The following is a 19,644-nucleotide window of genomic DNA, read 5'->3' as shown; positions in this document are numbered from 1 at the left end:
CAGCCCGAAGGGGAGCGGCAGGGATGCCGCTCGTTTTCGGAGGGCTAGGGATAGCCCTTCCGAAAACCCCGTTCAAACCCTTCGGAGCGCAGGATATAAGCGGCATCTGGGTGGCTTTTTCTTTGGGTACTTTCTTTTGGCCAAGCAAAAGAAAGTACCTCGGCTATCGGGCCGAGACCCGATGTTAAAATAACCGTCGCCTTAGCGACACAAACCCAACAAGAACAATGACCGATACACCAGACATCCTAAAAACCATCCTAACCAAAAAAGCCGAAGAAGTAGCCCGCCGCAAAAGCAATACGCCATTGTCGATGCTGGAAGAATTAGCCGGCACCGTGCAAGGCCCGCGCGGCTTTTATTCGGCGCTACGCAGCAAGGCCGATCAGAAAAAGCCGGCGATTATCGCCGAAATCAAGAAGGCCTCTCCCAGCCAGGGCGTGATCCGCGAGAACTTCAAACCGGTGGAAATCGCCGTCGATTATGCGTTTAGCGGTGCGACCTGTTTGTCGGTGCTGACCGACAAGGAGTTTTTCCAGGGCTCGGAAGCCAATCTGCAAATGGTGCGGCAAAACTGCCCGCTGCCGGCGATTCGCAAGGACTTCATGATCGATCCGTATCAAATTCACGAATCGCGAGCTTTGGGCGCCGATTGTATCTTGTTGATCGTCGCAGCACTGGACGACGCGATGCTGAAGGAATTGGCCGACACCGCCACCGGCTTGCGCATGGACGTATTGACCGAAGTGCACGACGCGGAGGAATTGGAACGGGCCCTGAAGCTCAACACCAATATGATAGGCATCAATAACCGCAACCTGCGTACGTTTGATGTATCGTTGCAAACCACGCTGGATTTGAAAAACACCATTCCTGCCGACAAGTTGATTGTCACCGAAAGCGGCATTCACACCCCTGCCGATGTGAAATTGATGCAGGAGAACGGCATCTACACCTTCCTGGTTGGCGAAGCCTTCATGCGTGCCGAATCGCCGGGGCAAAAAATGCGCGAGTTGTTTTTTTAGGTTAACTCTTGGCTCAGATTGATGCCGGCTGCCGATGCTGGAAGCGGCATTCAACCGGGTTTAGGGATAGTAAATCAAAGTATCTACCGGACGACACAGAGCGTCCATGGCGGCGTTCCCACGCGATACCTCACGCCAGCGTCAGCCCCTTCTCCCACCGGGAGAAGGTTGGGATGAGGGGATCAGAATAAAGCTTTTCTAATTTATCCCCTCACCCTAACCCTCTCCCAGTGGGAGAGGGAACTATTGCTGATGTCAACATTACCCGCCCAATTTAATCGCCCCAAAATACCGCGCCAAATCAATCCGGATCGGCATGAAATAGACATTCAAACCATTCGCTGCCGCCGAGGCAATCACGCCATTGGCAAATTCCACATTCCAATCGTAATCCGGCCGAAAACGCTTCGGAAACTTCACCTTATTTTTCACTTCCCAATAGTTCATCGAGGCCTTGCTGGTGATGGGACTAATGCCGATATAGGTTTCCAGGCCTTGCATGTGCTCGGCGTAGATGTCGATCATGCGGCTGTCGTAGAACGGCTGGGAGAAAAAGCCGCCGGCGCCGGCATCGACCTTGCGTTGGATGTAATCGCATTCATCCTGCACACCGCTGCGATGCGGGTCGAAGCCGGCGTATATGTTCAGATTTGGGAAACGCTGGCGCACAGCTCGAATCAAATCCACCACATCGGTATTGTAAAACGACCGCTTCAAACCTTCCGGCGGATCGCCGGACACCAACAATACGCTGTCCAGCGCATATTCTTCGATGATACGGTAAAGTTCGCCGCTGTCGATTTTGAAGTCTATCGCCCGAAAATGCGGAATAAAGCGGTATTTGCTCCGATCAACGCGGGTTGCCAATTCCCAGCTGCGGGTATCGAAGCGTTGGATGTCCGGGACATTAATGATGTTGATGCCTTTGTCCAAAGTTTGCACAAAGGCGTATTGCTGGTCGAAAGCCTCTAGGCTGCGCGGGACGATTTCAAACGAAATATTCATCGTGTGGCTGGGTAGTTAAAAGATTTGACGGGAAACGTGCGCGATGCGCAAAGTATGGATTGTAACGCAGTAAAAACAAAGCCCGGCGGACATGGCCGATTTCTTTGAGTGGGTTAACGCAGCCTAAGCGCCAAGAGGCGGAATAATTTCTACCCAGCGGGCTTGCTGAACAATTAGTCGGTCCCAAGCTATCACGGCGAGTGGATTGCCTCTATTATTTTTCGCTTGCGGTGGGGATTTGGTCTGTTTGAACGTCTTACTCAATAACCGCGCCTCTATTCATCGGATTTTTTCTGCCATTCCCGCCCTAATGCCAGCCAAACCTTGCCACCCGATGTTATGGATTTTGTCAGCTCTATCGGCGCTATTGACTGTTGGCTGCGAAGCGCCCGCGCCTCGGGACCCACATGCTTTGGCTTTTCAGGCACCACCACACTGGAGCAGCAACGGCCATTTTGCCGAAAAGGCCGCAACGAGCTGGTTGGCCGCGTTTAATGATGAGCATCTGACGGGCTTGGTAAGCAGCGGTCTGGCCGATAATTTTGATTTGAAAACTGCCGCTGCCCGCGTCGACGCGGCACGCGAACAAGCTGTTATCGCCGGTTCCGGCCGCTGGCCGCAATTGTCGTTAACACCCGGCTATCAACGCGCAAAGTCCAATGTGGGTGGCGAAAGCAACGAATCCGGCGCGTTTATGGCGCTGTTCAACCTGAGCTGGGAGCTGGATGTCTGGGGCCGAATCAAGGCCGGACAACAAGCCGCGGAAACCGAAGCCGAAGCGACTGGCGACGATTATCGCGCCGCGCAATTATCGCTGGCGGCACGGATTGCCCAAGCCTATTTCGAATTCACTGAAGCGCAATGGCAAGCGACGGTGGCGGCACAGTCGGTCAAGGACCGCGGCACCATTGTCGATCTGGTGCGCGGCCGTTTCAACCGGGGTTTGACCCGCGGCCTGGATTTGCGCTTGGTGCTGACCGATCTGGCAAATGCCCAAGCGCAGCTGGCCCAAGCTAGAAACGATGCGCAGTTAATCGGTAAGCGCCTGCAAACCTTGCTGGGCCGGTATCCGGGGAATGATCCAGCTAAACAAGAATTCGACGCGACATTCCAATTACCGCAGCCGCCGGAAACCTTGAGCGCCGGCTTGCCGGCCGAGCTATTGGAACGCCGTCCGGACGTCATCGCCGCATTCAAACGCTTGCGGGCCGCCGACTCGCGCTTGGAAAGCGCCGAAAAAGCCCTGTTGCCGCGCGTGACGCTGACCGGCGCGGGTGGTGCCAGCAGCGCGGCCTTGACCGAGATCATCGCCCCGCGCGCGGCCGCCTGGAACCTCGCCGCCGGCTTGGCCCAGCCGCTATTGACCGGCGGCCGGCTGCAAGGGGAAATTCGCTTTAATGAAGCTAAAGTCCAGGAAGCCTTTAACCAATACCAGAGCGTGGCCTTAAACGCCTTTCGCGAAGTCGAGCAAGCGCTGGCCGCCGAAGCCTGGCTGCGCACCCAGGAACAGGCCTTGCGCGAAGCTGTCGAGCAAACCGAGGCCAGCCGTAAGCTGGCGGTGTATTCCTACCGGCAGGGCTTGATCGAAATCCTGACTTTACTCGACAGCTACCGCAGCACCCTCAATGCGCAAAGCGCTCACCTGGCCGTACAGCGGCAATTATTAAACAATCGTATCAACCTCTATCTGGCATTAGGCGGTGGCGTTTGAATCCGCAAACACTCAATTTAAAAATCCTGTTACCGATTCTGGTATTGCTGGCGGCGGCCGGCGCGGCCTGGGCGATCATCGCCGGCAAGCCGCAAAACGTGCAGCAAAACACCGAACCAACGATTCCCAAGGTCAATGTGGTTCGCGTCGAGCCGCAAAGCTTGCGGCTGAACGTCATGTCCCAAGGCGTGGTCGCGCCGCGCGAGACTATTGACTTGGTCACCGAAGTGGGCGGTAAAGTAGCGCAGGTACATTCGGCGATGGCTGCCGGCGGTTTCTTTGCCGCCAACGAATTGCTGCTGACCATAGACCCGCGCGATTACGATTACGCCATCGTTGCCGCCGAAGCCCAGCTGGCCGAGGCCCAGCGAGTCTTGATCAACGAACAGGCCCAAGTCGAGCAGGCACACAGCGAATGGCAAGCATTGGGCGAAGGCGAACCTACAGCGTTGGCGCTGCGCAAGCCGCAATTGGCCGAGGCGCAAGCCAAGCTCAAGGCCGCCGCAGCTGATCTGGCCAAGGCCAAACTCAATCGCAGCCGCTGCGAATTGCGGGCACCGTTTGCCGGGCGGGTGCTCAGCAAACAAGCAGGTTTGGGCCAATATCTGCCATCAGGCGCAGTGATAGCACGGATTTACGCCAGCGATGTCGCCGAAGTACGTCTGCCGATCAGCACCGAGCAACTGGCCTTTTTGGAACTGCCTTTGGGGCAACATGGCAAGGTCGGCCGCTGGCCGGCGGTGACCTTGCGCGCAGAACTGGCCGGCCAGCCGCATAGCTGGCAAGGCCGCATCGTCCGCAGCGAAGCGGCGCTGGACGACAACAGCGGCCAGCTTTATCTGGTCGCGCAAGTCGCCGAGCCGTTCCGGGAAAGCGCGGATAGGCCGCCCTTGCTGAGCGGATTATTCGTGCAAGCCGAGATCGAAGGCGTGCTCCGCGACGGCTTGTTTAGCTTGCCGCGCACGGCTTTGAACGGTTTGCAACAAGCCAAATTGGTCGATGCCGAGCAACGCTTGGAAATTCGCCAATTGCAAGTGCTGCGCCACGACGCCGAGCATGTCGTCGTCAAGGCCGGATTAAATCCCGGCGAGCGGGTGGTGGTGTCGGAATTGCCGGTGGCGGTGGCCGGCATGAAAGTCACCGCAGTCGAAGCGCAGCCTGACGCTGCCCCATGATGCCCACCAACCAGCGATTGGGTTTATTGGCTTGGTTCGCCGGCAATCCGGTCGCGGCCAATCTGTTGATGCTGCTGATTCTGACCGGCGGCGTGCTGGGTGTGCTTGGCGTCGATAAAGAAGTATTTCCGCGCTTCAGCCCTAATATCATCGTGATCGAAGCCGTATTCCCTGGCGCTGGTCCCTCGGAAGTCGAGGAATCGGTATGCGTGCCCATTGAGGAAGCCATCCACGATGTGCCGGGCGTTAAACATCTGCACGCCGAGATTAGGGGCGATAACTGCAAGATCGAAGTTGAAATTCTGCCGGACCACGACCGAAACCAGATGATGGCAACCCTGCAAAGCTGGGTGGAAGCCATTCCGCGCCTGCCGAAACAGCTGGAAAAAATCCAGGTGTTGCCGGCAGGCCGGGACGACGACGACGGCGTGATCTGGCTGGCCTTGCACGGGGCTACCGATGCCGCCACCTTGCAACGTTACGGCGACCGGATTCAGGAACAACTGGCAGCGATTCCGGGCGTCAGCCGCGCGCGTAACTACGGTGAGCTGGCCTATGAAATCGACATCGAAGTGTTGCCGCATCAATTACGCAAATATCAGCTGACACTGGACGACGTGGCACAAGCCTTGCGTAAGGCCTCGGTGGATCTGCCGGGTGGCCTGATCAAGAATCCCGACGGCGAGCTGCAATTGCGCGTCAGTGGCCGCGCCCGCGACGCCGACGCGGTCGGGGCCTTGATCGTCAAGACTTTGCCGGACGGCAACCGAGTGCGGCTTGAGCAAATCGCCACCATCAAGGACGGCCTGGAAGAACGCTTATGGGCCTGGCATCACAATGGCGAAACTGCGCAGGGTTGGGAGATTCACGCCGAACAGGACAGCGTCGCAGTAGCCCGGCGCGTCAAAGCGTATGTCGAAGAGATGCGCGGGCAATTGCCGGACGGCTTGCGTCTGATTACCTGGTGGGACGATTCGCAAGCTTACGATGAGCGCATCGGCACGCTGTTGGAAGACGGCTTGAGCGGCTTCGTGCTGGTCTGTCTGGTGCTGACCTTGTTCTTAAGGCTGCGGGTGGCGCTGTGGGCCGGCGTCGGCATTTTTACTTCGGTGCTGGGTGCGTTTTGGCTGATGCCGGCCCTGGATATTTCTCTGAACATGCTGTCCTTATTCGGTTTTTTGCTGGCGATGGGCATCCTGGTGGACGACGCCATCATCATCGGCGAAAGTGTGCATAGTCGGCAGACCGAAGGCCGGGAGTCACCGCTGCAAGCGACGATTAAGGGGGTGCAGGAGGTGGCGCTACCGGTGAGCCTGTCGGTATTAATCGTACTGGTAGCGTTTTTGCCCGGCCTGTTTTTACCGGGTTGGGCAGGGCAACTGATGCGGCCGATTTGCCTGGTGATGATCTTGACGCTGGTGTTCTCACTAATCGAAGCCCTGCTGATTTTGCCATCGCATCTGGTCGGCGACATCGATACCCAGGCCAAGCCCGGCCGTTTACAACGCTTGCGCGAGCGAATGAATCAGAGCTTGGATCGTTTCGTCGTACGTGTTTACCAGCCGCTGTTGGAAACGGCACTGGCCTGGCGTTATTTGACCGTGGCCTTGTTCATCGCCCTGCTGGCAATTTGCACGGCCTTGGTACTAAGCGACCGGGTGCGGCAGTCGATTAATCCGGATGTCACCACGGACAGTTTTTGGGTATCGATGCAATTGCCGCAGAGTGCGCCTTACAGCGAGGCACAAGCACTGGCGACCCAAGTGGAAAAAGCCCTGTTTGCTTTACGCGACGAACTGGACGGCGTGGATCCAGCAAGCCGGCAAAACATGCAAGCCGCTCATGCCAACGACCAGAGTGTGGTGGTCGGTGTGGAAACGATTATTTGGGAGCATGGCGCCGGTATTTGGTTGGAATTCTCGGCAGAAGGCCGCCGGCGTTTGAAAGTTGAAGACTTCATCCGCGACTGGCGGCAACGTATCGGCGATATTGGCCGGGGCAAGGTCGATTTTATTTACAAAGAAGGCGATGTGCCTTACGACATCGAGTTGCTGCTGGGCGCCGACGACCCAAGCCTGCTGCAACCCGCCGCCGAGCAACTCAAAACGGCATTGGCGGCGTTTCCCGGGGTTTACGATGTGATCGACTCATCCGAACCGGGCAAACCGGAAGTACGGCTGGCGTTAAAGCCGGAAGCCGAACGCCTGGGCTTGCGCCTGGAACAACTGGCCGAGCAAGTCCGCCAGGGTTATTACGGCGAGGAAGTGCATCGCTTCCTGCGCGGCCGCCGGGAAGTAAAAGTGATTGTGCGCTATCCGTTGGAACAACGACAATCGTTGGATGCGTTGAAGGCTCAACCAGTACGCCTGCCGAACGGCAGCAGCGTGCCGCTAAACGATCTGGCCGAGATCAAATTGGTGCAAGGCTATTCCCGGTTGAACCGTGAAGACCGGCATCGGGTGTTGAAGGTACAAGCCCGCGTCGATCCGACCAAGGCCGATGTCAACGGTATTTACGCCGCGCTGGAAAGCGGCGCCTTGCCGCGTCTGGAGCAGGCGTTTCCCGGCCTGAATGTGCAAATCGGCCAGCAGCGCCAGGAACAGGAAGCGATGCTGGCGGCCTTCGGTAAAAATACCTTGATCGCACTGTTGGTGATCTATGCTTTGATCGCGGTGCCGTTTAAATCTTACAGCAAACCGCTGATCTTTCTGTTGGCAGCGCCGGTGGCCTGGAGCGGCGCGGTGCTGGCGCATTGGGCGGCCGGATTGCCCTTATCGATGGAATCGTTAGTGGGCATGATTGCGGCTAGTGGCGTGGTGGTAAACGACAGCCTGGTGCTGCTGGATTATATTCGTCAGCACGGCGACGAAGATACCCCGGTGGAACACCTGATCAGCGCCGCCTGTATCGCCCGTTTTCGGCCGATCTTGCTGGCCTTTCTAACCAACTTTGCCGGTTTTTTGCCGACCTTACTGGAAACCAGCCAGCAAGCGCAGTTCCTGATTCCGATGACTTTGTCGCTGTCAGCCGGCCTGTTGATCGGGATGGCCGCCAGCTTGATTTTGACGCCGGTTTGCTATGCGATTTTGGGGGCCAGACGATAGGTGGTATCGCGGTAAAAACCAAAGCGGTAAGTTTGGCCTGATGCATTGGTGGCGGGGGTTTTTGGCAGGTAGCGATGTTGCCACCACTTACTAAATTAGCGGCGGATTCGCGTTGTAAGGCAATCCTATCAAGCCGGTGTTATGCTGCGAGGTACGGTGGCAGTGACGGGTATTTTCATTTACTAAAACATAGCTTTAGGGAGGTCTGAAAACATTTGTCATCGTTGTGTATGCGCGGATCTAGTAAGGTGATTGCAAAGGGCCCGCGCTTTCTGGGGAGCGGCACTTGGGTATTGTTATGAGTTACCTTGGGAAAGGTCGGCGCCGTTCAGTTTTTTCCGTTCTTTTTAAAATAGCCACTCTGATCTCAGAATTTTTGGGCACATTGTTCTTTACTTTGTCGTCAGTATTACTCGCCTGTGCCTGCCGATTTTGAGAATGGGTACAGTGATCTTTCCATACACGGGAGTCCACCATGAACAAACAGACATTCATCGCATCCGCCGTCATCACTACCTTAGTGGGTTGCGCCACGCCGCCGATTGAGCAGAAAGCGACCATCGAAAATGATTTGAGTACCGAATTACCCGCTTCAGCCGCCGGCATATCTGCAGAGCCACTGTACTTTTCTTCGCAACAAGAAGCCGAAAGCGCTTTGATCGGTTATAACTACGGGCTGACCCTGCTTGCCGATGGCCGGGTTCAAGCATTTGTCTCGGGTTTAAACGGGTCGGGCATGGAAAACCCCTTCGACGTGGTCAGGGCAAAATCGCAAAGTTCATCAGCCAAGATTACCGACCTGGCCGAGGCGGAAACTGAAATGGCATTTCCGCAAATTACCCTAACAGGCAAAAAGAACGGTCAGGCAGCTATCGACGCATTGGGCGACAAGCTGGGGGATGTGGCGAAAGCCTACGACATGTCCAGCGAACGCCTGGAAGATATATTGCGCACCGATGCGTCCGCCTGGATCGATGAAAGCGGCCGCCTGCTTTATATCGACGAGCATACCAAAATCACTCAAGGACAAGGCGAGCAAGAAACCGCCACGGTCACCAGCACCGGTAGCGGCGTAGCCAGTACGGCAACTGCCGACCCATTCGCCCTGCACAGCAAGCCTGGTTCCAATCGCGTTATTTATTTGGACTTCAATGGCCACATCGCGACCAACACGGCCTGGAGTATGACTACGCTTACCGCTCAAGCCTATGATATAGATGGCAACCCGGGCGCTTTCAGCACTACGGAATTAAATAACATTCGCGAAATATGGCAACGGGTAGCGGAAGACTACGCCCCATTCGATGTTGACGTGACGACCCAGGAGCCCACTTTGGATGCCTTGAGGCGCAGTAGCACCAGTGACATTCAGTACGGCACTCGAGCCGTGGTTACCCGGTCTATGCCGGAACTTTGCAACCAGACATGCGGCGGCGTGGCTTACGTTAATGTGTTTTCATATTATTCAGCCGCCTACCCGGAACGCTATCGGCCCGCCTGGGTATTCTTCGACAAACTGGGCAACGGTTATCCCAAATATGTTGCAGAAGCTATTTCACACGAAGTAGGGCATAACTTAAACCTCAATCATGATGGCAATGCCAGCACCGGCTACTATGCCGGCCATGGTAGCGGTGCTACCGGCTGGGCGCCGATCATGGGAGTGGGCTATTACAAACCTGTCGCACAATGGAGTAAAGGCGAGTATCCGGGCGCCAACAATCTGCAGGATGATCTTGCAGTAATAAACGCTGCGGGTGCGTCTGTGCGGCCCGATGACTTCCCGGATGCAACAGCCAGTGCGGCACCATTAGCCGGCGACGCCAGTGCGGTTTCACAAAGTGGCATCATCGAGCGCACAACGGACGTCGACGTTTTCGTATTTTCAACCGGCGGGGGCAGCGCGCAGTTGAATGTTACACCCGATGCAATAGCGCCCAATTTGGATGTGTTGTTAACGTTAATTGACGCGCAAGGCAAAACGGTGGCCCAAGCCAATCCGGTGGACAGCTTGGCGGCATCCTTAAACGTCTCGCTCAACGCCGGAAAATATTTCCTGAAAGTCGAAGGAGTAGGCAAAGGCGACTTAACTACGGGTTACTCTGACTACGGCAGCCTTGGTCAATACCAAATTACCGGCAATTACCCGGTTGTAGCGTTGGTGCCACCCTCAGCAGTCATCACAGCGCTGCCAACTGTCGGCGACGCTCCGCTGAATGTTACGTTGAATGGTGCCGGCTCAAGCACTAAAAACGGCTCGATCTCTTCATACGCCTGGAATTTCGGCGATGGTTCTGCGGCAACAACTGGCACATCGGTCAGCCACATCTACAATACCCCCGGCGCCTATACCGCAACACTAACCGTTACCGATAGCAGCGGTTTGAAAACCAGCACCACACAAAGTATTCAGGCGGCGCAAAGTGTCGTAGCGATGAATATGAAAGTTGCCAGTACCGTGATGACTCGAAAATTGTTAAGCGGAGGTAAATCGCAATGCGTCGCCAACATTACCGTTAAATCCGGAACATCGACCATTACCGGTGCAGGCGTCTATGGTACCTGGAGTGGCTCGGTTACCTCGAGCACCAGCAAAACTAATGTGACCGGGGCAAGCTATTCCATTACCGGCACAAAGGGCTCGACCAGTTTGAGCAGTGCCCTGTTACCTAGCAACAGCAAGGGTACTTGCGCGTTCACCGTCACCAAGGTAGTTAAAAATGGCTACTTGTACGATGGTAGTGGCGCTATTTCACGCAGTTTGTCCTGGTAAGTTAATTCTCGGGGGCGGCTGGTTCTTGGCCGTCCCCGACGTATTCCGGAGTTGCCCCGTTTGACGATAATTCATCCGAAATCGGGATAACCTTAAAAACATTACCGCTCCCGCTTACATCCCCTAGCGGCTTATCCCTCCTCTCCCAAAAGCTCCTATTGCCCTGCTCAACAACAAGCCCGCAAATAGCCGGCTCTGCGTCGTCACGTAAACTGCAAAAGACGCGCAACCCCCTGCCGCGCTAAAATCCCCCTATTGTGCGGTGTCGCACCCAGCCAACTTTTGACCATCATGCTCAATTTCAAAAACATCGCCATCCGTCGCGGCAACCGTTTGCTGTTTAGCGAGGCCTCTTTCACGATACATAAAGGCCAAAAAATCGGTCTGACCGGAGCCAATGGTGCCGGCAAATCCAGCTTTTTTGCGTTATTGCGCGGCGAATTGCATGCCGACGAAGGTGATTTTTCCATGCCGCCGAATCTGGAAATCGCCCATGTCGCCCAGGAAACCCCGGCCTTGGAATGTTCAGCCATCGATTATGTGCTGGACGGCGACAGAGAGTTACGTGCGTTGCAGGCAAAATTGCATACGGCCGAGCAAGCGCACGACGGCATCAAATTGGCGGAGCTACATGCCGCTTTGGATCATGTCGGCGGATACACGGCGCAAGCTCGGGCCTCGCGTTTGTTAAACGGTCTGGGTTTTAGCACCGAGCAAGAAAGCCGGCCGGTCAGCTCATTCTCCGGTGGTTGGCGTATGCGTTTAAATTTGGCGCAAGCGCTGATGTGTCGGTCCGATGTTTTACTTTTGGACGAACCCACCAACCACTTGGATTTGGACGCAGTGATTTATCTACAGGATTGGCTCGGCAAGTACCCCGGCACGCTGCTGTTGATTTCGCATGACCGCGATTTTCTGGACACCATCACCGACCACATCGTGCATATCGAGCAAAACAGAGCCGAAATATACACGGGCAATTATTCCGACTTCGAACGCATGCGCGCCGAAAAACTGGCTCAGCAACAAACCGCCTACGAAAAGCAGCAGCGTGAGATTGCCCATATCCAAAGTTTTGTTGACCGTTTTAAAGCACAAGCCACCAAAGCCAGACAGGCGCAAAGCCGGATCAAAGCGTTGGAGCGCATGGAATTGATCGCTCAGGCTCACGTCGATTCGCCGTTTGGTTTCAGTTTTCCGCCGCCGAAGAAAATGCCCAATCCACTGCTGAAAATCGAAGAAGCCGACATCGGCTACGGCGATAAAGTGGTGATTAAAAACGCCAGCCTATCGATTGCGCCGGGCGACCGCATCGGCCTGCTCGGACCCAACGGCGCCGGCAAGTCCAGCCTGATCAAAGTACTTTCCGGGCAAATGCCGGCATTGACTGGTAAGCTACAAACCGCTCAGGATTTGCATATCGGCTATTTCGCTCAGCATCAATTGGAATTGCTAAGCCTGGAAGAAAGCCCGCTCTGGCATCTGCAAAAGCTGGATAAACAAGCGACTGAAAAAGATTTACGCAATTTTCTGGGCGGCTTCGATTTTCGCGGCGACAAGGTCAACGATCCGGTCGGACCGTTTTCCGGCGGCGAAAAAGCCCGCTTGGTGCTGGCGATGTTGGTTTATCAAAATCCGAATTTGTTGCTGCTGGACGAGCCTACCAACCATCTGGATTTGGAAATGCGCCACGCTCTGAGCGTGGCTTTGCAGGAATACCAAGGCGCTCTGGTGGTGGTTTCGCATGACAGACATTTATTGCGCTCGGTGACCGACCAACTGTTATTGGTAGCCGGCGGCAAAATCCAGCCGTTCGACGGGGATTTGGACGATTACAAGCAATGGCTTGCCGAACAAAAGAAAGCGGGCGACGAACCGGTCGCCAACGACAATGGCGGCGGGGTGTCGCGCAAGGATCAGCGTAAACTCGATGCGGAGCGCCGGCAGCGTTTAAAACCATTGTTGGACGCGGTGAAAAAAGCCGAAGCGGCAGTGGAAAAGTTTCATCAGCAACAGCGCGATCTGGAAGAACAATTGGCCGATCCGGCCATTTATGCCGAGGAATATAAGGAACAATTAAAGCAGTTACTGAGCCGGAAAGGCCAAATCGATAGCGCGCTGGAACAGGCAGAAATGGATTGGCTGGCAGCGGAGGAAAACCTACAACAAGCGGAGTGATCATGTACCAACTGATGGTGTTGTTTTTTGAGATTTGCATTATGCGCAAAGGCCCGCAGGATGTGCCGGCGTCGCCTTGGTTAATGCGGCTGATGTTCATACCCTATTTGCTGGTTAATCTATTGATTTTGCTGCTGGATAGCGATTGGTCGCATGCCCTGCTGCAAATTGCCGCCGAGACGGTGTTGATGATAGGTTTTTGCTATCCGCTACTCTATTTTTCCGGAAAAACCGCCCGTTTTCCACAAACCCTGACAGCACTATTGGGCTCTGATGTGGTGATTAGTTTGTGCGCCATTCCGGCGGTCGCCAGTCTGTATACCCAGATCAGTCAGGTGGCATATATCGCGATGATAGCTCTGATGGGCTGGCATTGGCTGGTTAACGGCAATATTTTTCGGCATGCCCTGGATAGGCCGTTGATGTTCGGCTTGGCGTTGGCTTTTTTATATATACTGATTTCCACACAGGTTATGACTTTGTTGTTTACCGAGATCGCTGTTAGCGATTAGGAGGAATTATGTCGATTTATAAACATGTTTTATTGGCGGCCGATTTTTTTGAACATGGCGGTCAAGTTGCGGAAAAAGCCAGGCAAATCGCCGCGCAAAACGCTGCCCAACTGAGCTTGGTCCATGTGGTCGATAATTTGCCGATTACCGATCCGGCCTATGGCCCCATCATTCCCTTCGACGTGGATCTGACCCAGGAACTGATGGATGCCACCAAGAAACGCCTGCACGAGCTGGGCGAGAAACTACAGGTTCCCGCCGAACGGCAACATCTGGAAATGGGTAGCCCCAAACTGGAAATCGTCCGGGTAGCCGAAGAGATTCAGGCCGACTTGATTGTCGTAGGTTCGCACGGTCGCCATGGTTTAGCATTGTTGCTCGGCTCTACTGCCAACGGCGTGCTGCATCACGCTAAATGCGATGTACTGGCGGTGCGGTTAGCGGATGATTGAGCTGGTTTTGGGCGGCGCCCGTTCCGGTAAAAGCCGCTATGCCGAGCAACAGGCTTTGGCCTCCGGCCTGCCCGTGGTTTATATCGCCACCGCTGAAGCCGGTGACGACGAAATGCACAGCCGCATCCAGCACCATCAACAACGCCGGCCGCCGCATTGGTTAACCGTTGAAGAACCCATCGCCTTGGCGGACGTGATTAACGAATATGCCGGCAAACAACATTGCTTGCTGGTGGACTGTCTGACGTTGTGGTTATGCAATGTGTTGTTCGATAAACAAGGTAATCTGCAAGAACAGCGCTATCAGCAACAAGCCGATGCCTTATGCGCCGTACTGGCGACCGGCAGGCAACGGGTGATTATGGTCAGCAACGAAGTGGGCCTGGGTGTCGTAGCCGCCGACGCCATGACGCGCCGATTCGTCGATGAAGCCGGCTTTTTACATCAAAGACTCGCGCAAATCAGCGACAAGGTGGTGCTGGTCACCGCCGGTTTGCCGCAAATCCTCAAAACCCTGTAATTTGATTATGAACAGTTTATCCGCGCCGATTGCCGCGCCTGATGCCGCTTATTACCAACAAGCTTTAAGCAGGCAAGCACAATTGACCAAGCCGCCCGGCTCCTTGGGCTTGCTGGAGGATTGCGCGGTCAGGTTGGCGGCGATGCAGCGCCGGGAAATACCTAAACTGGAAAAAATCCATGTCAGCGTATTTGCCGCCGATCACGGCATTGCCGAGGAAGGTGTCTCGGCATTTCCGCAAGTGGTAACGATGGAAATGGTAAAAAACTTCGCGGCCGGCGGTGCCGCGGTGAATGTGCTGGCCCGGCATGTCGATGCCTATTTCGAAGTCGTCGATGTCGGTCTATTGCAGCCAGTGGCCTTACCCAATGTAATCAGCCATCGAGCCGGTGCCGGCACCGCTAATTTTTCACGGACAGCGTCGATGAACGACGAACAGTTAACGATAGCCTTGGCCGCTGGCCGGGCTGCCGTCGAGCGGGCGGTAGCGAACGGCGCCGATTTGTTTATCGGCGGGGAAATGGGCATCGCCAATACCACCAGCGCCAGCGCTTTAACTGCCGCCAGTTTGCGGATACCGGCCGCCGAGATTACCGGCGCCGGCACCGGTTTGAACGCCGGACAAATCGATCACAAAGCCCGTGTTATCGACTCCGCCTTACAGCTCCACCAAGCGGCTCTGCAATCGCCTTTGGATATTTTAAAAACCTTGGGCGGTTTTGAAATCGCCGCGCTCACTGCAGCCTATATCAGCGCCGCCCAGCAAGGTCTGCCGGTGTTGATAGATGGCTTTATCAGCAGTGTCGCGGCGTTGCTGGCGGTGGGGATCAATCCCGGCTGCGTGGACTGGTTTTTTTACGGCCATTGTTCCGCGGAAAAAGGCCATGCCCGCGTCCTGCAAGCCTTGAACGCTCAGCCGTTATTGAATCTGCAGATGCGTCTGGGCGAGGGTAGCGGCGCGGTGTTGGCGGTACCCTTACTGCAAATGGCCTGTCGTTTACACAATGAAATGGCCACATTCAGTCAAGCGCAAGTCTCTACTGCCTGAAATAGGCTTGCGTTAGCAAGCTGCGTCAAGCGCAATGGCGGGGCCTTGGGCTTTCCCGTATCATTAGCCGCGAAAAATAAGCTGGGCTGACGTCGAGCTTGCTTTGCGACCGGCAACTGTCCTAATGGCAGCTGCACATAATAATAAAAACATACAACTGATTTGGTAAACAACATGCTAGGACACATAGAAAGTTACGATGAAAGATGCCAGACCGGCGTGATCAAATACGAAGGTCAATTCTACGAATTCCACCTGGATCAATGGACATCGGAAGCGCCGCCCAAAGTCGGCGATGATGTGGATTTCGATCACGACGAAGATAAAGTCACCGACGTCAGCCTGGTCGGCGCTTATCTAATGGAAGCCAAGCCAGTCAAAAGCAAGTTGGTCGCGGCTTTGCTAGGGATCGCGTTCGGCGCGATCGGCTTGCATCGCATTTATCTGGGCTTCTATTTCCTCGGCTTCACCCAAGCCGTAGTCACGCTGGTTACCGGCGGTTTTGGCGTCATGGGGGGCTTCATTGAGGGCGTATTAATTGCTACCGGCCACATCTATAAAGATGCCAAGGGACGTCATCTTAAATAATCGTGGATGCTTTTCTGCTTGCCTTGCAATTTCTGACCCGCATCCCCGTTAGTTGTCGTGACGCGGCTGGCGCTCCCGTGTTGGGACGTTCGGTTTTGTACTATCCGGCGGTCGGCCTGCTGCTGGGTATGCTCCTAAGCCTGCCGCCGATACTGTTTGCCGGCAGTGCGCCCATGCTGTTGGCGGCTATCGTCTTGGCCGGCTGGGTCTTACTGACCGGTGGCCTGCATTTGGACGGTTTGGCCGATTGCGCCGATGCTTGGGTCGGCGGCTACGGCGACAAACAGCGTAGCCTGCAAATCATGAAAGATCCGGCTTCCGGACCGATTGCGGTTAGCTTGCTGGTGCTGGTTTTAGTCCTGAAGTTTGCCGCGCTGACCTCTATGTTCGAGCAAACTCGCCTCGCCCCCTTGCTGCTGGCCCCGGTTTTAGGCCGAACCGCAATTCTGGGTTTGATGCTGACAACTGACTATATTCGCCCAAAAGGCCTGGCCGAGGCGCTATTGCAACAATTGCCAAGAGCGCATATCCAAGCGGTGTTGGTGATTAGCGTCCTGACTGCCGCGGTGTTTTTAGGTTTACCGGCCGTACTGTTCGCCGGAGGCTTACTATGTTGGGTACGGCAAACCGCGGTCTCGCGCTTGGGCGGGGTAACCGGCGACGTTTACGGTGCGGCGGTCGAGCTAACGGAAGCCGCCGTGCTAATGGTTGCCATGCTGCAATGACACAGCAATCGCCGCGTTCGCCGGCAACTCCCGAGCACAAATCTGCACCGCAAGACGCCTCTGCCGCGCACCGCTTCCCTGACCAACAACTCGCCGGCGTCTATCGCGCCATCGCCGAACGCCGCGACATGCGGCATTTTCTTTCCGATCCGGTCGATGCCGAAGTCCTGGCACGTCTATTACAAGCCGCGCATCAGGCCGGCAGCGTCGGCTTGATGCAGCCCTGGCGCTTTATCCGCGTCACTGATCGCTGTTTACGTAATGATATTTACGCGCTGGTCGAACAGGAACGCAAACTTACCGCCGAAGCCCTCGCCGAACGGCACGACGAATTCATGAAGCTTAAAGTGGAAGGCATACTCGATTGCGGTGAATTGCTGATCGTCGCTTTGCCGGACCGGCGCGAGCAACACATATTCGGTCGGCGCACACTGCCGGAAATGGATCTGGCCTCGGCGGCCTGCGCGATTCAAAATCTGTGGCTGGCGGCCCGCGCCGAAGGCCTGGGGCTGGGTTGGGTATCGCTATTCGATCCGGACGCATTGGCGCAACTATTGAAAATGCCCACCGGTAGCCGGCCGATTGCGGTGCTTTGCTTGGGCCATGTCGCCGAGTTTTACCCCAAACCCATGTTGGAACTGGAAAACTGGGCAACGCCGCAACCTTTATCGGCGTTTGTCTACGAAAACGGCTGGCCCGATGCATCCTAAGCCGCCTTTCCACGCCCTGATGGTGCAAGGCACCACCTCCGATGCCGGCAAAAGTACCTTGGTGACGGCCTTGTGCCGTTATTACCGGCGTCAAGGCATCGCCGTCGCGCCATTCAAGCCGCAAAACATGGCATTGAATAGCGCGGTAACCGTCGACGGCGGCGAGATCGGCCGCGCCCAAGCCGCCCAAGCCGCAGCCTGCGGTTTGCCGCCGCATAGCGATATGAATCCGGTGCTGCTCAAGCCCAATACCGACACCACCGCGCAAGTGATTATTCACGGCAAAGTCCTGCAAAACCAATCGGCCAGCCAATACCACGATTATAAAAAAGTCGCCAAGCAAGCGGTTCTGGAATCGTGGCAGCGCTTGGGCGCTCAGTACCAGATGCTGATTGTCGAAGGTGCCGGCAGTCCGGCAGAGATCAATTTGCGCGCAGGCGACATCGCCAACATGGGCTTTGCCGAAGCGGTGGATTGTCCGGTGATTCTGATCGCCGACATTGACCGTGGCGGCGTGTTTGCGCACTTGGTCGGCACGCTGGAATTGCTGTCGGCAAGCGAACAACAGCGCGTAATCGGTTTTGTCATCAACCGCTTCCGGGGCGATATTGCGCTGCTAAAACCCGGTTTGGACTGGCTGGAACAGCGAACCGGCAAGCCGGTGTTGGCCGTGCTACCGTATCTGCACGATCTTTATCTGGAAGCCGAAGATGCCTTATCCACTCGGCATGCCCAACAGGGCCAAACCGGCGCGTTTCACATCGTCGTACCGCATTTGCCCAGCTTCAGCAATCATACCGATTTCGATCCATTGCAATTGCACCCCGGCGTACAGGTCAGTTTTGCGAAAAGTCCAGACCAGGTAGCCGGTGCAGACTTGATTGTGCTACCCGGCAGCAAATCGGTGCGTAGTGATTTAGCCCGTCTTAGAGAGCAAGGCTGGGACAAATTTATTGCTCGCCATTTGCGTTACGGCGGCAAACTGCTGGGGATTTGCGGCGGCTTTCAGATGTTGGGCAAAAGCATAGACGACCCGCTCGGATTGGAAGGTCCGGCCGGTAGTGCTGCCGGCCTGGATTTATTGGATATGCAGACGATTTTGCACGCGGAAAAATGCTTGAAACAAACCACCGGCACGTTTTATGGGCAAACGACAAAGGTGGCGGGCTACGAGATTCATCTGGGCGTCAGTAGCGGTCCGGCGCTGGCACAACCCTTATTTTCGCTAGCGGATGGTCACGATGGCGCCGTTTCGGCAGACGGACAGGTGGCGGGCAGTTATCTGCACGGTTTATTCGATTTGCCTGCCGCCTGCGATGCGCTGTTGCATTGGGCAGGCTATCGGCAAGCGCAAGCCCTGGATTTCAATGCGTTGCGCGAAGCCGGCATCGAGCGTCTGGCTGATTGTCTGGCAACGCATTGCAATTTCACCTTGCTGGAAGCGTTGGCGGCATCTACCCGGCGAGCTTGCTGACGCTCAGCCATTGCGGCGAATGGCTGAAATATGTGCCATTTCCGACAGCGGATTTTTTGCATAAACCCCTTTGTTTGATTAGGGCTGTTGCCGTTTTAACTGGGCAACCAAATAAAAGCGCAGGCCAAAGCGGCAATAACCCCTAGTCGCCATCCGGCTCGACAATGCGTATCGGCCGATTCCCGATCTTTATCCCGGTGACCTCATCCACAAGCACCGGTCTGATTTCTGCCCCCGTTTCTGCGTCCAAGATGCGCACCAGTTGGCCCTCGCCGCGATATTGACGTCCCCAGGCACCCATCGTGAACAGCACCGGCAGAAAATCGCGGCCGGCGGCAGTCAACACATACTCCTCACGCGGCGGGCGTTCCGAATAAAGCCTTTTTTCCAACAAGCCTTCCGCTGTCAGAGTCGCCAATCTGCGGGTCAGGATCGCGGGTCCGATTCCCAGGTTTTTCCGAAACTGGTCAAAGCGGGTGAGGCCGAAATGGGCATCCCGCAGAATCAAAAGACTCCATGCGTCTCCCAGAAAAGCCAAGCAGCGCGCGATTGGACAAGGGTCATCACAAATATTTTTATCGTTCATACAATTTTGGTAGTGACTTGCTTTCAAATTGGTAGTAACATAACTACCGAAATGATAG

Annotated in this window: 16 protein-coding genes; 14 read left to right on the top strand and 2 right to left on the bottom strand. The window is 55.6% G+C overall.

Translation table 11 applies throughout. The features are described from left to right. Nucleotides 1-227: 227 nt before the first annotated feature. Nucleotides 228-1,025: an indole-3-glycerol phosphate synthase TrpC gene (gene trpC, locus CWO84_RS16075; RefSeq protein WP_101053797.1), complete on the top strand. Its 798-nt coding sequence runs from the start codon at nucleotides 228-230 to the stop codon at nucleotides 1,023-1,025. A gap of 261 nt (nucleotides 1,026-1,286) precedes the next feature. Here the strand turns inward: trpC and CWO84_RS16070 are convergent, their stop codons facing one another. Next, nucleotides 1,287-2,030 carry a methylenetetrahydrofolate reductase gene (locus CWO84_RS16070; RefSeq protein WP_033157517.1) on the bottom strand — a complete coding sequence of 248 codons (744 nt, stop codon included), beginning with the start codon at nucleotides 2,028-2,030 and terminating at the stop codon, nucleotides 1,287-1,289. A gap of 310 nt (nucleotides 2,031-2,340) precedes the next feature. Here CWO84_RS16070 and CWO84_RS16065 point away from each other — a divergent pair, with 310 nt between their 5' ends. The 13 genes from CWO84_RS16065 (at nucleotide 2,341) to CWO84_RS16000 (ending at nucleotide 19,000) form a co-directional block, all read left to right on the top strand. After that, on the top strand, nucleotides 2,341-3,741 hold the full coding sequence (locus tag CWO84_RS16065; protein ID WP_101053794.1) for an efflux transporter outer membrane subunit: 1,401 nt from the start codon (nucleotides 2,341-2,343) through the stop codon (nucleotides 3,739-3,741). Continuing rightward, nucleotides 3,738-4,916 carry an efflux RND transporter periplasmic adaptor subunit gene (locus CWO84_RS16060; protein WP_033157519.1) on the top strand — a complete coding sequence of 393 codons (1,179 nt, stop codon included), beginning with the start codon at nucleotides 3,738-3,740 and terminating at the stop codon, nucleotides 4,914-4,916. Before CWO84_RS16065 ends, CWO84_RS16060 begins: the two co-directional genes overlap by 4 nt. Next, on the top strand, nucleotides 4,913-8,020 hold the full coding sequence (locus CWO84_RS16055; protein ID WP_101053791.1) for an efflux RND transporter permease subunit: 3,108 nt from the start codon (nucleotides 4,913-4,915) through the stop codon (nucleotides 8,018-8,020). Before CWO84_RS16060 ends, CWO84_RS16055 begins: the two co-directional genes overlap by 4 nt. A 475-nt stretch (nucleotides 8,021-8,495) precedes the next feature. Beyond that, complete coding sequence (locus CWO84_RS16050; protein WP_033157521.1) at nucleotides 8,496-10,793, top strand: PKD domain-containing protein; 2,298 nt, start codon at nucleotides 8,496-8,498, stop codon at nucleotides 10,791-10,793. A gap of 291 nt (nucleotides 10,794-11,084) precedes the next feature. Then, nucleotides 11,085-12,971 carry an ATP-binding cassette domain-containing protein gene (locus CWO84_RS16040; RefSeq protein ID WP_033157523.1) on the top strand — a complete coding sequence of 629 codons (1,887 nt, stop codon included), beginning with the start codon at nucleotides 11,085-11,087 and terminating at the stop codon, nucleotides 12,969-12,971. A 2-nt stretch (nucleotides 12,972-12,973) separates the two neighbouring features. Continuing rightward, nucleotides 12,974-13,483 carry a hypothetical protein gene (locus tag CWO84_RS16035; protein ID WP_033157524.1) on the top strand — a complete coding sequence of 170 codons (510 nt, stop codon included), beginning with the start codon at nucleotides 12,974-12,976 and terminating at the stop codon, nucleotides 13,481-13,483. Nucleotides 13,484-13,491: 8 nt separating this feature from the next. Beyond that, complete coding sequence (locus CWO84_RS16030) at nucleotides 13,492-13,935, top strand: universal stress protein (protein WP_033157525.1); 444 nt, start codon at nucleotides 13,492-13,494, stop codon at nucleotides 13,933-13,935. Then, entirely contained in the window at nucleotides 13,928-14,455 is a 528-nt protein-coding gene (gene cobU / locus CWO84_RS16025) for a bifunctional adenosylcobinamide kinase/adenosylcobinamide-phosphate guanylyltransferase (RefSeq protein WP_033157526.1), read from the top strand. Before CWO84_RS16030 ends, cobU begins: the two co-directional genes overlap by 8 nt. A 7-nt stretch (nucleotides 14,456-14,462) precedes the next feature. Further along, the gene (gene cobT, locus CWO84_RS16020) at nucleotides 14,463-15,503 is read left to right on the top strand and encodes a nicotinate-nucleotide--dimethylbenzimidazole phosphoribosyltransferase (RefSeq protein ID WP_033157527.1); all 1,041 of its coding nucleotides are present in this window, start codon (nucleotides 14,463-14,465) and stop codon (nucleotides 15,501-15,503) included. Between the two features lie 174 nt (nucleotides 15,504-15,677). Then, on the top strand, nucleotides 15,678-16,091 hold the full coding sequence (locus CWO84_RS16015; RefSeq protein WP_101053789.1) for a TM2 domain-containing protein: 414 nt from the start codon (nucleotides 15,678-15,680) through the stop codon (nucleotides 16,089-16,091). Between the two features lie 2 nt (nucleotides 16,092-16,093). After that, nucleotides 16,094-16,816: an adenosylcobinamide-GDP ribazoletransferase gene (locus CWO84_RS16010; protein ID WP_033157529.1), complete on the top strand. Its 723-nt coding sequence runs from the start codon at nucleotides 16,094-16,096 to the stop codon at nucleotides 16,814-16,816. Then, a complete protein-coding gene (bluB, locus tag CWO84_RS16005; protein WP_033157530.1) occupies nucleotides 16,813-17,526 on the top strand; it encodes a 5,6-dimethylbenzimidazole synthase in 714 nt (237 codons plus the stop codon). Before CWO84_RS16010 ends, bluB begins: the two co-directional genes overlap by 4 nt. Further along, nucleotides 17,516-19,000, top strand: coding sequence for a cobyric acid synthase (locus CWO84_RS16000; RefSeq protein ID WP_033157531.1), 1,485 nt, complete (start codon nucleotides 17,516-17,518; stop codon nucleotides 18,998-19,000). Before bluB ends, CWO84_RS16000 begins: the two co-directional genes overlap by 11 nt. Nucleotides 19,001-19,142: 142 nt before the next feature. Here CWO84_RS16000 and CWO84_RS15995 read toward each other — a convergent pair whose 3' ends face one another. Beyond that, nucleotides 19,143-19,586: a helix-turn-helix domain-containing protein gene (locus CWO84_RS15995; protein WP_033157532.1), complete on the bottom strand. Its 444-nt coding sequence runs from the start codon at nucleotides 19,584-19,586 to the stop codon at nucleotides 19,143-19,145. Between the last annotated feature and the right edge of the window lie 58 nt (nucleotides 19,587-19,644).

The sequence above is a fragment of the Methylomonas sp. Kb3 genome (assembly GCF_002834115.1).
Taxonomy (GTDB): domain Bacteria; phylum Pseudomonadota; class Gammaproteobacteria; order Methylococcales; family Methylomonadaceae; genus Methylomonas; species Methylomonas defluvii.
The sequence above is the reverse complement of the archived record's forward strand: the minus strand, read 5'-3'. Positions and strand labels throughout refer to the sequence as shown.

Bases quoted from the DNA above. Each gene is read 5' to 3' on its own strand.
- CWO84_RS15995 (WP_033157532.1), bottom strand. From the start codon at position 19,586: ATGAACGATAAAAATATTTGTGATGACCCTTGTCCAATCGCGCGCTGC.
- trpC (WP_101053797.1), top strand. From the start codon at position 228: ATGACCGATACACCAGACATCCTAAAAACCATCCTAACCAAAAAAGCC.
- CWO84_RS16070 (WP_033157517.1), bottom strand. From the start codon at position 2,030: ATGAATATTTCGTTTGAAATCGTCCCGCGCAGCCTAGAGGCTTTCGAC.
- CWO84_RS16040 (WP_033157523.1), top strand. From the start codon at position 11,085: ATGCTCAATTTCAAAAACATCGCCATCCGTCGCGGCAACCGTTTGCTG.
- CWO84_RS16055 (WP_101053791.1), top strand. From the start codon at position 4,913: ATGATGCCCACCAACCAGCGATTGGGTTTATTGGCTTGGTTCGCCGGC.
- CWO84_RS16050 (WP_033157521.1), top strand. From the start codon at position 8,496: ATGAACAAACAGACATTCATCGCATCCGCCGTCATCACTACCTTAGTG.
- bluB (WP_033157530.1), top strand. From the start codon at position 16,813: ATGACACAGCAATCGCCGCGTTCGCCGGCAACTCCCGAGCACAAATCT.
- cobU (WP_033157526.1), top strand. From the start codon at position 13,928: ATGATTGAGCTGGTTTTGGGCGGCGCCCGTTCCGGTAAAAGCCGCTAT.
- CWO84_RS16035 (WP_033157524.1), top strand. From the start codon at position 12,974: ATGTACCAACTGATGGTGTTGTTTTTTGAGATTTGCATTATGCGCAAA.
- CWO84_RS16030 (WP_033157525.1), top strand. From the start codon at position 13,492: ATGTCGATTTATAAACATGTTTTATTGGCGGCCGATTTTTTTGAACAT.
- cobT (WP_033157527.1), top strand. From the start codon at position 14,463: ATGAACAGTTTATCCGCGCCGATTGCCGCGCCTGATGCCGCTTATTAC.
- CWO84_RS16000 (WP_033157531.1), top strand. From the start codon at position 17,516: ATGCATCCTAAGCCGCCTTTCCACGCCCTGATGGTGCAAGGCACCACC.
- CWO84_RS16015 (WP_101053789.1), top strand. From the start codon at position 15,678: ATGCTAGGACACATAGAAAGTTACGATGAAAGATGCCAGACCGGCGTG.
- CWO84_RS16065 (WP_101053794.1), top strand. From the start codon at position 2,341: ATGCCAGCCAAACCTTGCCACCCGATGTTATGGATTTTGTCAGCTCTA.